This is a genomic window from Streptomyces sp. ME02-8801-2C (genome assembly GCF_033793965.1).
GTDB lineage: Bacteria > Actinomycetota > Actinomycetes > Streptomycetales > Streptomycetaceae > Streptomyces.
In genome coordinates this window covers 38,338-50,257 of record NZ_JARAXP010000009.1, presented here as the reverse complement: position 1 = coordinate 50,257, position 11,920 = coordinate 38,338, and the positions used below count along the sequence as shown (strand labels likewise).

Sequence of the window (11,920 nt, the reverse complement as noted above, 5' to 3'; positions counted from 1 at the left end):
GCCGTCGGCCGACGAACCCCTCGCCGGCCACCGCCCGCCGCTCCCGCCACGGGTACTGGCGCTGCGTGGCGCCACCCAGGTGGACGCGGACGAGCCCCAGCGCATCGTGGCGGCAACCACCGAGTTGCTCCAGGAGCTGATCACCCGCAACGCCCTCGATCCGGCGGACCTGATCAGCATCTGGTTCACGGCCAGCCCGGACCTGACCGCCGACTACCCGGCGCGCGCCGCCCGGGAGATGGGCCTGGTCGACGTTCCGTTGATGTGCGCGGCCGAACTCGCCGTACCGCACGGCGTTCCACGCACCGTCCGGGTGCTCGTGCACACCCATTCCATCCGGCCCCGGGCCGCCGCCGCGCACGTCTATCTGCACGGCGCGGCGGCGCTGCGTCCCGACCTGGTGGCCACCGGTCGGACCGGGCCCTAGCCACGGCACGGCAGGCTGCGGCACCGGCCGGTCCGCGCCGGGCGCCCGTCCGAAGCCGCCTCGCCGGCGCTCGCCGACCATCCCACGCCCGATCCCGCTCACGCGGAGCGGACCCGCCGTTCAGCCTGTCGCGGCACCGGCCGGTGCCGGCTTCCTGCCCGCCTCGGAGCCGCGCTCCCCGCCCCCGTCGGACAGGTGCCCCCGCTTCCCTGCGACCAGATCCGCACGACGACGCGACAGCCCCGGCCGACCGCACCCCCCGGCCCGAAGGAGCCCCACCGTGACCTCGTCCTATCCGTCCCCGCTTCCCCTCGACCACCACGCCGAGCCGCAACCGGCGGATCTCGAAGCCTGGTTGGCCGCGCCCGCGCATCAGCAGCCACAGTGGAGCGACCCGGTGCGCGCCGCCGCCGTGCGCGCCGAGCTGTCCCGCCTGCCCGGACTGGTGTCCTGGGAGGAGACGGAGGTCCTGCGGATGCTGCTGGCCCAGGCCGCCGCCGGAAAGTACCAGGTGATCCAGGCCGGTGACTGCGCCGAGGACCCCGCGGAGTGCACCCCGTCGGCGGTCGCCCGCAAGGTCGGGCTGCTCGACGCGCTGGCTGGGATCATGCAGGTGAACACCGGCAAGCCCGTCATCCGGATCGGGCGGATCGCCGGTCAGTTCGCCAAACCGCGCAGCTCACCGACCGAGCGCGTCGACGGTGTCGATCTCCCCGCGTTCCGGGGGCCGTTGGTGAACCATCCAGCACCGGACGCGGATGCCAGGCAGCCCCGGGCCGAACGAATGCTGGAGTGCTACGCGGCGGCGCAGCAGGCCACCCAGTTCCTGCGGGGGCACACCGGCGGCTGGAACCCGCCCACTGGGGAGCCGGTGTGGACGAGTCACGAGGCACTTCTCCTCGACTACGAACTGCCCTTCCTGCGCCGCACGCCCACCGGCCGGACCATGCTGATGTCCACGCATCTGCCGTGGATCGGCGAACGCACCCGGCAGCCGGACGCCGCCCATGCCCGGATGCTCGCCCAGGTCACCAACCCGCTCGCCTGCAAGGTCGGCCCGAACACCGACCCCGATGCCCTGCTGCGCCTGTGCGAGCTGCTGGACCCCGACAGGGAACCCGGCCGGCTCACCCTCATCGCCCGTATGGGCGCGGCCGGCGCGGCGTCGAAACTGCCCCGACTGGTCACCACCGTACGGGCGGCGGGGCACCCGGCGGCCTGGCTGTGCGACCCGATGCACGGCAACACACTCACCGCACCGTCGGGCCACAAGACCCGGATCGTGCCGGTGCTGATCGAGGAGGTCGTCGGCTTCCAGGCGGCCGTCTCCGGGGCGGGCGGGGTGGCCGCAGGACTACATCTGGAGACCACCCCCGACCCTGTGACCGAGTGCGCCTGGGGACCCGACGGCGTGGACGCGGTGGCGGAGCACTACACCTCGCTGTGCGACCCCCGGCTGAACCCGCAGCAGGCGTTCACCGTGGCAGGCGCCTGGGGCGCGCCCTGACCCGAACGCACCCTGACCGCACGCGTCCTCAGGCCGACGTCACGGCCCATCCCTTCGCCGCTCTGGCGAGGGAGCTGAAGAGCAACTCCGTGGAGGCGGCGCCGGGATCGAGGTGGCCGATGCTGCGCGGGCCGAGGTAGGAGGCGCGTCCCTTGCGGGCCTGCATAGGGATCGTGGCCAGGGCACCGTCCCTGGCAGCAACCGCCGCAGCCTCCGCCGCATCGGTCAAATCCCTTGCGGCGCAGGGCACTTGACCGGAAGTCAACGTGTGCCACGACCGGAAGTCCCGGAACGCGGTCACGGCGGGGGTGAAGGCGTCGACCATGGTCTTGTCGCCGGGGATCGCCGCACCCAGCCTGACTGTGGCAGCGAGCCCGGCATCGAGCGCGTCCGCGAACCGGACCGCGTCGACCTCGGCCACCGGCAGCGCGCCGCCGATCGCCTGGAAGGCGCTGCCGTACAACACCCCCGAGGCGCCCCCCACATGGGAACGGAGTAATGCCCCGGCGTCCGTGAACAGTTCACCGACCGTGCCGTGCGCTTCCCCGTCCTTGTCCTTCAACAACAGTTCGCGGACGCGGGACAGGCCCCGGCACAGATTGACGCCGTGGTCCCCGTCACCGATCGCCGAATCGAGGGTGGTCAGCCGTCTCTTCTCCGCGTGGGCAGCCACCCCAAAGGCCAATAACCAGTCCCTGGCCAGCACGCTGTCCACAGCAAGTCCCCCCTCAGCAGCCACGGCTCGCACCTCGCCTACCAGAGACTATGCGCCGCCATCATCTTGATCAACGGCATGCAAACCAACGAACACAAAACTTTGCGACCGCACCCGCAGCGATCGCGCCAGGGTGGCCTGGATCACGCGTGACCGACACCACTGAGAAGAAACATCGTTCGGTATTACTGAACATGATTCGGATGACTACGATTCGTGCTCGTGACAGGGCTCATCCGCGGTCATCGATTTGCCGTCAGCAGTCGGACGAAGGGTAAACAGCATGTCTCTCGAGCGTGACCTGTTCGGCATGGACAAGGCCGTCGAGACCACAGCGCGCGTACTGGTGGCGGACCACGACCCCATCTCCCGGCATGTCCTGGCCCGCGTCCTCGGCGCCTCGGCGCAGCTCGAAGTGACGGGCAGCGTCAACAACCACCAGCCGCTGCGGCAGTGGCCGCTGGACCGGGTCGACGTCGTCGTCCTGGCCGTCGCCCCGCACGAGGACGCCACCGGGCTGGTCCGGCAACTGCAGCTGCGAAAGGCGGGCGTGCTGCTCGTCGGTACCGGCTGGACACAGCGGCGTCTGGACGCGGCCTTCGAGGCCGGTGCCATGGGCTGCCTGGTGAAGAACATCAAGGTGGCGGGGCTCGCGGCGGCGATCCGCGCGGTGGCGTCCGGACACACGGTGCTCTCGCCGGAACTGCATACCCTGTACGCCCGGCGTACGCCCCCCGCGCCGAGCCCGCCCCCGGCCGGCACGCAGCACCTCCTGCACACACTCACCTCACGCGAGCAGGAGGTGCTGCGCAATCTCGCGGAGGGGATGTCGACGGCGGAGACGGCAGTACGGCTTCGGGTGTCGCCCGCGACCGTCAAGAGCCATGTCTCGCACGTACTGACGAAGTTGGGGGCGCGCAATCGGCTGGAGGCGGTGCTGCTCTTTCAGCAGTTCTGGGGAGCGGAGAACTCCGCGGGGTGCGCGGTTCCCTAGCCGCGGGCCAGGTGGGCCGATCGCCCGCGCGGGGCGGAGCCGTATGCCGGCACCCCCCGCGCCGCTGCGGCCCGGTGTCAGCCCTCGGGCCACTCCCCCGCCAGCCCGGCCAGTCGCGCCCCGGCCCCCTCCAGCACGTCCCGTGACGCCGCGAACGACAGGCGTACGTATCCTTCGCCGGCCGCGCCGAACGCCGAGCCCGGCGCCACCGTGACCGCCGCCCGCTCCAGCAGGACCTGGGCGAAGCCCGCCGAGGTCAGGCCGGTACCCCGGATGTCGGCGAACGCGTAGAAGGCGCCCTCCGGGTAGGTGCAGGTGACCCCCGGCAGGGCGTTCAGGGCGGTGACCGTCAGCTCCCTGCGGATGGTGTACTCCTTCAGCATCGCGGTGACGTCGTCGGCCGCGCGGGTCAGCGCGGCCACTCCACCGCGCTGCACGAACGAAGCCGCACAACTCACCGTGTGCTCCTGGACCTTGAGGGCCTGCGCGATCAGCGGCTCGGGGCCGGCGAGGTACCCCAGACGCCAGCCTGTCATCGCGTACGCCTTCGAGAAGCCGTTTACCGTCAGGGTCCGTTCGGCCGCCCCGGGCAGGCTCGCCAGGCTGAGGTGGCGGTGTCCGTCGTACACGATCTTCTCGTAGATCTCGTCCACGATCAGCACCAGGTCGTGCTTCATCGCGAACGCCACGATCTGCGCCGCCTCCGCCTCGTCCAGTACGTGGCCCGTGGGGTTGGCCGGGGTGTTGACCACCACCGCCCGCGTCCGGTCCGTGAGCCGGCTCTCCAGCAGCTGCCGGGAGAGGCGGAAGCCGTCCTCCGCGCGGAGTTCCGCCGGCACCGCGCGGGCCCCGATCAGTCCAGCCATCGCCGGATAGCTGACCCAGGCGGGCGTCGGCACGATCACCTCGTCGCCCGGGTCGAGGACCGTCATCAGCGCGGTGAACAAGGCCTGCTTGGCGGAGGGAGTGACGACGATCCCGGTGGCCGGATCGACGTGGACCCCATTCTCGGTGGCGAGCTTCTCCCCGATGACGCCCAGGAGTTCGGGCAGGCCCCGGCTCGGGGTGTAGTGCGTGTCGCCGCCCTCCAGCGCCGTCACAGTCTCCGCGATCACGGCATCCGGCGTCGTGAAGTCCGGTTCGCCGCCGCTGAGATCGAGCACGGCGACCCCTTCGCGCCGCAGCCGCTGGACGGTCTCCAGCAGCGCCACGGTGGCGGATCGCTCAACCCGGGAGAAGCGCTGTGCGACACGGACACCACACACCTGACCCGCACCCGCCCTCTCCCTCGCCCGCTCGTTCATCCGGCTTTCCTCTCCACCGGCCGGTCACCGGCGTCTCGTACGGCCAAGCCGGCCGGCCGCGCCTCCAGCGCGTGTTCCGCGATCCGGTCGGCGTCGCGGACGAAGTCGCTCCACATACCGGGCCTGCTGCTGCCGACCTGCATGAACCAGCGGGTGTGCTCGGTGGGGATGCCGAGCACGTACATGCCCTCGTCGGCGCGGCCCTCGCGGTCGACGGGATGGAACGGGCTCTGGGTCACCGCGACCCCACCGGTGTCGTAGACCTCGTGGGCCTCCGCCCGATGGGCGCCCTTCCGGTTGACGTAGCTCGTCCATACGCCCCGTTCACGCAGCCGCGCTGTCAGGGGCTGCGTGTTGCGGCGCAGGTCGGGGTCGGGGACCCGGGCGTCCACCAGGGTGGTGACCGACAGAGCGGAGCCGTCGACGCGGGGCGAGGAGACCGTGTACCGGCCTGTGGCCGCGTCGGTGTCGTAGCGGGTGTGCGGGCCCACGATGTGCAGGTGCCCGCTGTCGAGCAGAGCCAGCACCTGCCGGAGCCGGACACTGGGCGGGCCCGCCGCGAGGAACGACGCCCTGGGCACGTACCAGCCGAGGAAGTCGTCGCGTTGCGAGCGCGCGGTCAGGCCGGAGAAGTCGACCAGTTCGCGGATGACCCAGCGGGTGTCGCGCATGACGTCGAGCGCGGCCTTCAGCGGCGAGTCGACGTTGCCTTCCGCGGCGGCGGCAAGGTCCTGTTCGATCTCCTTGCGCAGCACCCGGCCGAACTCGGCGGGCCCGGTGAACGCGCCCTGCTCGAACGGCCGGGCCAGCGTGTCGAGGTCGAGCGGCGGCTGGTCGCGTAGCCCGAACTGCCGTGCTGTTTCCGCAACTTGGGGTACGCCGTGTTCGGCGGCCTTCGTCACCTGTGCGGCGAACCGTTCGGCGGCGTCGGTGCCGAGCGCACGGCGCAGGGCGGTGCCGTAGTAGACGAGGTCGATCTCCGCCTTGAGCCACGGGTAGACGTCCTCGGCGAAGTCGAGCGGCCCCCAGGGGCGGTGGGCGCGTACCCGGTCGAGGGTGAAGAGGACCGGGTGGTAGGAGTAGGTCGGGGGCTTCTGGTTGTGGCCCCGGGCGTGCAGCGGCATGCCGCTGCGGGATCCGGCGACGATTACCGGTTCGCTGCCGCTGGGGACGTAACGGAGCGTGCCGTCCGCGCGTTCGGTGAAGGTGCCGCCACGGCCCAGGGTGAGGGCGGCCATCACGTCGTAGAAGGACAGGCCGAGGCCGATGACCCCGACCCGGGAGCCGGCCGGGATGTCGTCGAGGGGCATGTCGGCCGCCGAGCCGCCCTGGATGTACCGGAGTCCGGGGTGGCGTACGGCGAAGTCGGCGAGGTCGCCCTCGCGGCCGGTGAGTTCGTTGCTCGCGTGGCCGGTGGTGAGTACTACCCGGTCGACGTCGAGCCGTTCGCCGCCGGACAGGGTGAGCCGGTAGCGGCCGGCACCGCCGACGACGTCCTCGACGCGCTCCTTGATGCACCGCAGCCGTACACCGGGCGGCAGGGATGCCTGGATGGCGGCGAGCACCGAGCGCAGATAACGGCCGTACTGTGCGCGGGGCGCGTAGCTGTCCGGGCCGGGGTAGCCCGCCGCGTCGGCGGACTCCCACCACTCGGCGAACGAGGGTCCGGCGCCCGCCTGGACCGGTCCTCCGTCGGGCAGGCCCGAGTAGGCGGAGATCTGGCCCGCCACGGTGTTCATCAGGAACCAGTCGGGCTGGTCGGTGCGGTAGACCTGCCCGGCGCCCGGTTCCACCGCGTCCACCAGGAAGATCCTGACATCCAGAGGATCTGTGGTGTCCTGCTGCTCGGCGAGGCGGGCGACGAGCCGTTCGAGGACCATCATTCCTCTGGGCCCGCTGCCGATGACAGCGATTCGTGTCCCGCTCATGCGGCGGTCCTCTCCAGGGCGCGGTCGACCAGATACGGATAACTCCCGAGCAGGGTCAGGGAGTCGACACCACGGCGCATCGCGACGACCGCCTCGGCGAGCCCGCCCTCCTCGATGTGCCCCTCGGCCTCGACGAGGAAGTGGTAGCGCCCGTGCTCAGCGGGCCGAGGCCAGGACTGGATCCAGGCGACCGAGATCCGCCGAACGCTCAGCTCGCCGAGGACACCGGTGAGGACACCGGGATCGGAGCTGTCGGAGGTGATGAGCAGGGCGGTGCGGTCCCGGTCCGAGGTCGGACCCTCCGGGCCGCTGCGGCGCAGCGACACGAACCGTGTCATGGCGTCCTGGCGGGCGCCGATGTCCGAGGCCAGCACGGTCAGTCCGTAGCGGGCGGCGGCCGCGGAGCTCGCGATGGCCGCGTCCCCGGGCGAGCGGCTGTCCGCAGTCGAGCGCGCGGCCTCCGCCGTCGAGGCGGCGGTGACCAGTTCGGCATGCGGGAGGTGCAGCCGGACCCAACGGCCGCACTGCCCGTGCGCGTGCGGATGGGTGATCACCCGGCGTACGTCGGACAGTTGGGTTCCTTCGGCGGCCATGAGGTCGAAGCTGACGCCGAGCGACACCTGGGCGTCGATCCTGATGTGCCCGGCATGGGCGACGAGTTCGCCGAGCGTGGCCGGAACGACACCGCTCACGGAGTTCTCAAGCGGCACCACCGTCCGCTCGGACCGCCCGGACGTGAGCGCCTCCACGGCGGCCGGCACGCTGGCGAACGGCACGGCCTGCCGTACCGAGCCCCCCGTGAGCCGCCGCACGGCGGACTCGGTGAAGGTGCCCTCCGGGCCGAGATAGGCGTATTTCATCGGCCCGCGCCCACCGTGGTCAGCGCTCCGCCGTTCGCCCGCTCGCCGAGGTCACGGGCGAGCCGTTCCCGTACGACGGACAGGTCCTCGCAGTCGCCCTGTGCACGCTCGGCGATGTGGACGCGGTACAGCTCGTCCAGCTCGTCCTCGCCGACCTGTACGGACAGCTGCTCCAGGAGATGGCGCAGGACGGTGCGGCCGGAGTGGCGGCCGATGAGCAGGGAACGTTCGCGTCCGAAGCGGGCGGGCTCGACGTACTCGTAGGTGCTCGGGTCGCTGAGCATGCCCTGCTGGTGGATGCCTGCGGCCGTGCCGAAGACGTACTTGCCGAAGATGGGCTTGTTGCGGGGCTCCTCCAGCCGGATGATCTCGCGGAGTCGCTGGTAGGCCGGGTACATGGTGTCGAGGCGGATGTCGGTGGTGAGTCCAAGGATCTCGCTCTTGTAGGCGAGGACCGCGGCGACCTCCTCCAGGGAGGTGTTGCCGGCCCGTTCGCCGATGCCGCCGAGGGCGACCTGGACCTCGTCCGCGCCGGCCGCGAGTCCGGCGAGCGTGTTGGCGGTGGCCAGGCCGAAGTCGTTGTGGCAGTGGGTGGAGACCTTGACGGGCTCTGGTGCCCAGCGGCGGATCTTGCCGATGAGGGCGCCGAACTCGTCGGGCGTGTGGCAGCCGGTCGTGTCGGCGAGGATGATGCAGGTCGCGCCCGCGTCCACGGCCGACTCGGTGAGGGCCCGCAGCAGGTCGTCCGCGCCGCGGCTCGCGTCCTCGATGCCGACGGCGATGTCGGTGACGCCGAGCGACGCGGCGAACCGTACGGTGTCGACCACTTCCTGGACGGCGGCGTGCCGACTGATGCCGCGCTTGTGCGTCAGGTGGATCTGGCTGCCGGTGGCGACCATCTGTACCTGGTGGTTGTCGACGCCGCCGGCCTCCACGGCGAGTGCGACGTCCCGGCGGGTGGTCCGGGAGAACGTGGCGAACCTGGTGCCGGCCAGCTCCTGGGAGATCAGGCGGGTCGCCTCGAAGTCGCTGGGCGAGGAGGCGGGGAAGCCCGCCTCGATGGTGTCCACTCCCAACCCCGCGATCAGCAGGGCCAGTTCGAGTTTCTGGTCGGGCGTCATAGCGTTGCCCGGCGCCTGCTCACCGTCGCGGAGGGTGGTGTCGAAGACCGATATGCGACGGGGCGTTGCCTGATCGTTCACTTCTCCCCCAAGGGACCTGGAAAGCGCTCGGACACCTCGGCCGAACGGCACAGATCCTTGGGGCGCGGGTGGGCCGCGTCATCCGCCGATGGAGGAGCGCGGGGCATGCCACCCTCCACCGGGTACCTCTTCCGCGCCTTTGGTGGAGTGGGGGTCCACCAAAGACCGATTCGCGGGCGCCGCTTCCTCCGGGAGGGCGATGCGTCACCTGAGAAGTTCTCAGAAACTCCACGAGACGGTGCTGTCCAGCTGCATCAGGGTGACCAGTACGACCAGGTCGGCGATGCCCAGGCCGAGGCCTAGGAGGGCGCGGCCGCGCCGCTTGGTGCCGCGCCAGAGGGCGACGACGGCCAGCGTGATGGCGACGGGGCCGAGGACGACGTTGAGGACGAGCAGACCCAGCAGGCCGAGGACGAAGGACGCGACGGCCATGCCGTCGGCGTCGCGGGGGGCGGTGCGCTCGGTGGGGCCGGTGGCGGAGGCGGTGAGTTGCATGGTGATCAGCTCCGACGGGCGAGGCGCTCACGGAGCGCGAAGATGCCCAGCCAGGCGGCGATGCCGGCGGCGGCCAGGACGGTGAACGAGAACGGGAGATGGGCGACGGTGCCCATCACCATGCCCAGCAGCAGTAGGGCGGCTACGAGGAAGAACATGGGAGGAGATCCCTTTCGTTACAGTTCAGTGAACGCTTGTAGTAACACTTGTTCACTGACTTCCTAGCCTAGCTCGCTTCCCGGCTTTCCAATCACAGAGAACAGTTGTTAACTGCATGGCATGAGTCACACTCTCGGCATCCGGCAGGCCCAGAAGCAGAAGACCCGCCAGGCGCTCCTGGACGCGGCGCTCGGCCTCCTGGAGGACCAGAGTCTGAGCAGCCTCGGCCTGCGCGAGGTCACCCGGGCGGTAGGAGTCGCCCCCACCGCCTTCTACCGCCACTTCCGCTCGACCGCCGACCTCGGCATCGCCCTGGTCGAGGAGGCGCTCGGCAGCCTCCACCCGATGATCGGTACGACGGTGTCCGGGTCCGGCGACACCGACGACCGCATCGTCCGCGCGGTCGACCTGATCGCCGGTCATGTCCAGGCGCAGCCCGCGCACGTCCGCTTCATCGCGCGCGAGCGGCACGGCGGGGTCCAGTCGGTCCGCGAGGCCATCCGGGACCAACTGGCCCGCTTCACCGAGGAGGTTCGGGACGCGCTGGCCGAACAGCCCGAGTCGGAGGGCTGGTCCGAGGAGGACCTGCTGATGCTCGCGGGTCTGTACGTCGACCAGATGCTGATCACGGCGTCCCAGTTCCTGGAAACCCTGGACGCCCCGGCGAAGCAGCGCGAACGGGTCGCCCATCTGGCGACCCGGCGGATGCGGTTGATCGCCATAGGCCGAGGCCACTGGCTGACCTGACCGCCCCGGAGGCCCTCACCCCCTGGGCGGCGCGCCGATCCGTCGAGCGCGCTGCACGCACATCCCCCGCCGGGCCCGCCGGGCAGCCCGGGCGCGCCACCGGGCCCCGGGGCAGCCGGGGCTACGGGGGCTGCGGGGGCTGCCAGGGCTGCGGGGTGAGCCGCCCGGTCCGCCGGGGCCGCCGGGGACCGAGGGCCGGGGGCTGCCGGGGAGCCGCCGGGACCGCCGGAGCTGCCAGGGCTGCCGGGCGCCGGGGGGCCGGCGGCGCGCCCGGAAGGTACGTCCGAGGAGCCGTGCCAGGCAGCGTGCTCGGAAAGCCGGGCCGAGAAGCCCGGGCTGCAGGCTCAGACGGCCGAGTCGGGAACCCGCGCCGGGCCGCACGCCCGGGAACGCAGGGGCAAGAGGCCGCGCCGGGCCGCACGCCCGGGAACGCGGGAGCGAGAGGCCGCGCCGGGCGGTCGGCTCGATGGCATCCCGCGTCGGGTGGGGCGGCGGGCCGCGCGGCCGAGGAGGGCCGGCAACTTCGCCCTGCCCGGAGGCGCCCCCGGCGCCTCGGTCGGGGCGGCGGGACTGCGGGGCGGCACCGTCGAGGAGCCCGGCAGCTCTGCCCCGCCGGAGGCACCTCACCTGCCCGGCGGCGAAAGCGCGCCCGACCTGCCCTCCCCTCTCCTCCCCTGCCCTCGGAGAGCGAGCTCAGCCGAGCCGTACGCTTGCCAACTGGCGTGACTGGGCGACCAGTCGGTCCGTGCTGTCCCAGACCTCGGCGTCCTCCTCCAGGAAACCGCCGGCCAGGTTGCGGGTCGTGATCGAGACGCGCAGCGGGCCCGGCGCCGGGCGACAGCGCACATGCACGGTCAGTTCGACCGTCGGCACCCAGCCGGACATGCCGATCTCGAAGGCGGTCGGCGGCAGCGCGTCGACGGCCAGGAGCAGCGAGAGCGGGTCGGCGTCGCGGCCGTCCGCGAGCCCGAACCAGGACCGCATCTCCCCCTTGCCGGAGGGCGCGCCGAGCGCCCAGCCGAGGGTGGCCGGGTCGAGCTTGAGCATCAGCCGGTCGGCGATGGCGGAGCCGGCGGCGCCCGGGTCGGGGGCGTCCTGCGGCCCGAAGCACTGGTCCATGGGCGGGAACACGGGCGGCTCGGCGCTCGTGCGGACGTCGTCGGGGAGGGCGTCCAGGTCGCCGTAGGAGGCGAGGACGCGGATCCGCTCGATCTCCTGGCCCTCGTCGTCGTACTGGAAGAGGGAGGCCGTGCCGGTCGACAGCGAGCGTCCGGTGCGGACCACCTCCGTGCGAATCACGGCCGGGCCCGGGCGGGACGCGGTGAGGTAGTGCGCGGTGACGCTGAACGGGTCGCCGTGCGGCAGGGCGTCGGCGAGGGCACGGCCCAGGACCGCCAGCAGATAGCCGCCGTTGACGGCGTTGATGATGGTCCAGCCGGCGGAGAGTTCGGTGTCGTAGACACCGGGCGCGCGCCGGGTGACCGCGGTGTCGCGGTCGAACTCGCTGTCGCCGATGCTCGCTCGCACGGCCTGGACGGAAGCTGCTTCTGGCATACGTGAAAGGTACAGGAGAACCATACTA

General features: G+C 71.7%; 12 protein-coding genes. 4 read left to right on the top strand and 8 right to left on the bottom strand.

The window, feature by feature from the left end:
- The first annotated feature begins 55 nt into the window (after window positions 1-55).
- Both aroH and PV396_RS28720 read left to right on the top strand, forming a co-directional pair.
- Window positions 56-427 carry a chorismate mutase gene (gene aroH / locus PV396_RS28725; RefSeq protein ID WP_319209933.1) on the top strand — a complete coding sequence of 124 codons (372 nt, stop codon included), beginning with the start codon at window positions 56-58 and terminating at the stop codon, window positions 425-427.
- A 280-nt stretch (window positions 428-707) separates the two neighbouring features.
- Entirely contained in the window at window positions 708-1,934 is a 1,227-nt protein-coding gene (locus tag PV396_RS28720) for a 3-deoxy-7-phosphoheptulonate synthase (protein WP_319209465.1), read from the top strand.
- Between the two features lie 28 nt (window positions 1,935-1,962).
- Here the strand turns inward: PV396_RS28720 and dhaL are convergent, their stop codons facing one another.
- On the bottom strand, window positions 1,963-2,673 hold the full coding sequence (dhaL, locus tag PV396_RS28715; protein ID WP_319209462.1) for a dihydroxyacetone kinase subunit DhaL: 711 nt from the start codon (window positions 2,671-2,673) through the stop codon (window positions 1,963-1,965).
- A 259-nt stretch (window positions 2,674-2,932) separates the two neighbouring features.
- Here dhaL and PV396_RS28710 point away from each other — a divergent pair, with 259 nt between their 5' ends.
- Complete coding sequence (locus tag PV396_RS28710) at window positions 2,933-3,643, top strand: response regulator transcription factor (RefSeq protein WP_319209460.1); 711 nt, start codon at window positions 2,933-2,935, stop codon at window positions 3,641-3,643.
- Window positions 3,644-3,720: 77 nt separating this feature from the next.
- Here PV396_RS28710 and PV396_RS28705 read toward each other — a convergent pair whose 3' ends face one another.
- The 6 genes from PV396_RS28705 to PV396_RS28680 form a co-directional block, all read right to left on the bottom strand.
- Window positions 3,721-4,947: a pyridoxal phosphate-dependent aminotransferase gene (locus tag PV396_RS28705; RefSeq protein WP_319209458.1), complete on the bottom strand. Its 1,227-nt coding sequence runs from the start codon at window positions 4,945-4,947 to the stop codon at window positions 3,721-3,723.
- A complete protein-coding gene (locus PV396_RS28700) occupies window positions 4,944-6,875 on the bottom strand; it encodes an FAD/NAD(P)-binding protein (RefSeq protein WP_319209456.1) in 1,932 nt (643 codons plus the stop codon). Before PV396_RS28700 ends, PV396_RS28705 begins: the two co-directional genes overlap by 4 nt.
- A complete protein-coding gene (gene pheA / locus PV396_RS28695; RefSeq protein WP_319209454.1) occupies window positions 6,872-7,735 on the bottom strand; it encodes a prephenate dehydratase in 864 nt (287 codons plus the stop codon). Before pheA ends, PV396_RS28700 begins: the two co-directional genes overlap by 4 nt.
- Window positions 7,732-8,937 carry a pyruvate carboxyltransferase gene (locus PV396_RS28690; protein WP_319209453.1) on the bottom strand — a complete coding sequence of 402 codons (1,206 nt, stop codon included), beginning with the start codon at window positions 8,935-8,937 and terminating at the stop codon, window positions 7,732-7,734. Before PV396_RS28690 ends, pheA begins: the two co-directional genes overlap by 4 nt.
- A 219-nt stretch (window positions 8,938-9,156) precedes the next feature.
- Window positions 9,157-9,432 (bottom strand): DUF4190 domain-containing protein, encoded by a 276-nt coding sequence (locus tag PV396_RS28685; protein WP_319209451.1) that lies wholly within the window; start codon window positions 9,430-9,432, stop codon window positions 9,157-9,159.
- A 5-nt stretch (window positions 9,433-9,437) separates the two neighbouring features.
- A complete protein-coding gene (locus PV396_RS28680) occupies window positions 9,438-9,590 on the bottom strand; it encodes a hypothetical protein (protein WP_319209449.1) in 153 nt (50 codons plus the stop codon).
- Window positions 9,591-9,711: 121 nt separating this feature from the next.
- Here PV396_RS28680 and PV396_RS28675 point away from each other — a divergent pair, with 121 nt between their 5' ends.
- On the top strand, window positions 9,712-10,338 hold the full coding sequence (locus tag PV396_RS28675) for a TetR family transcriptional regulator (protein WP_319209447.1): 627 nt from the start codon (window positions 9,712-9,714) through the stop codon (window positions 10,336-10,338).
- 693 nt (window positions 10,339-11,031) lie between these two features.
- Here PV396_RS28675 and PV396_RS28670 read toward each other — a convergent pair.
- Complete coding sequence (locus tag PV396_RS28670) at window positions 11,032-11,892, bottom strand: thioesterase family protein (protein ID WP_319209444.1); 861 nt, start codon at window positions 11,890-11,892, stop codon at window positions 11,032-11,034.
- Window positions 11,893-11,920 lie beyond the last annotated feature (28 nt).

What these genes read in the sequence shown, in the direction of transcription:
- PV396_RS28710 (WP_319209460.1), top strand. Translation starts at nt 2,933, where the DNA reads ATGTCTCTCGAGCGTGACCTGTTCGGCATGGACAAGGCCGTCGAGACC.
- PV396_RS28705 (WP_319209458.1), bottom strand. Translation starts at nt 4,947, where the DNA reads ATGAACGAGCGGGCGAGGGAGAGGGCGGGTGCGGGTCAGGTGTGTGGT.
- PV396_RS28700 (WP_319209456.1), bottom strand. Translation starts at nt 6,875, where the DNA reads ATGAGCGGGACACGAATCGCTGTCATCGGCAGCGGGCCCAGAGGAATG.
- pheA (WP_319209454.1), bottom strand. Translation starts at nt 7,735, where the DNA reads ATGAAATACGCCTATCTCGGCCCGGAGGGCACCTTCACCGAGTCCGCC.
- PV396_RS28685 (WP_319209451.1), bottom strand. Translation starts at nt 9,432, where the DNA reads ATGCAACTCACCGCCTCCGCCACCGGCCCCACCGAGCGCACCGCCCCC.
- PV396_RS28680 (WP_319209449.1), bottom strand. Translation starts at nt 9,590, where the DNA reads ATGTTCTTCCTCGTAGCCGCCCTACTGCTGCTGGGCATGGTGATGGGC.
- PV396_RS28675 (WP_319209447.1), top strand. Translation starts at nt 9,712, where the DNA reads ATGAGTCACACTCTCGGCATCCGGCAGGCCCAGAAGCAGAAGACCCGC.
- PV396_RS28670 (WP_319209444.1), bottom strand. Translation starts at nt 11,892, where the DNA reads ATGCCAGAAGCAGCTTCCGTCCAGGCCGTGCGAGCGAGCATCGGCGAC.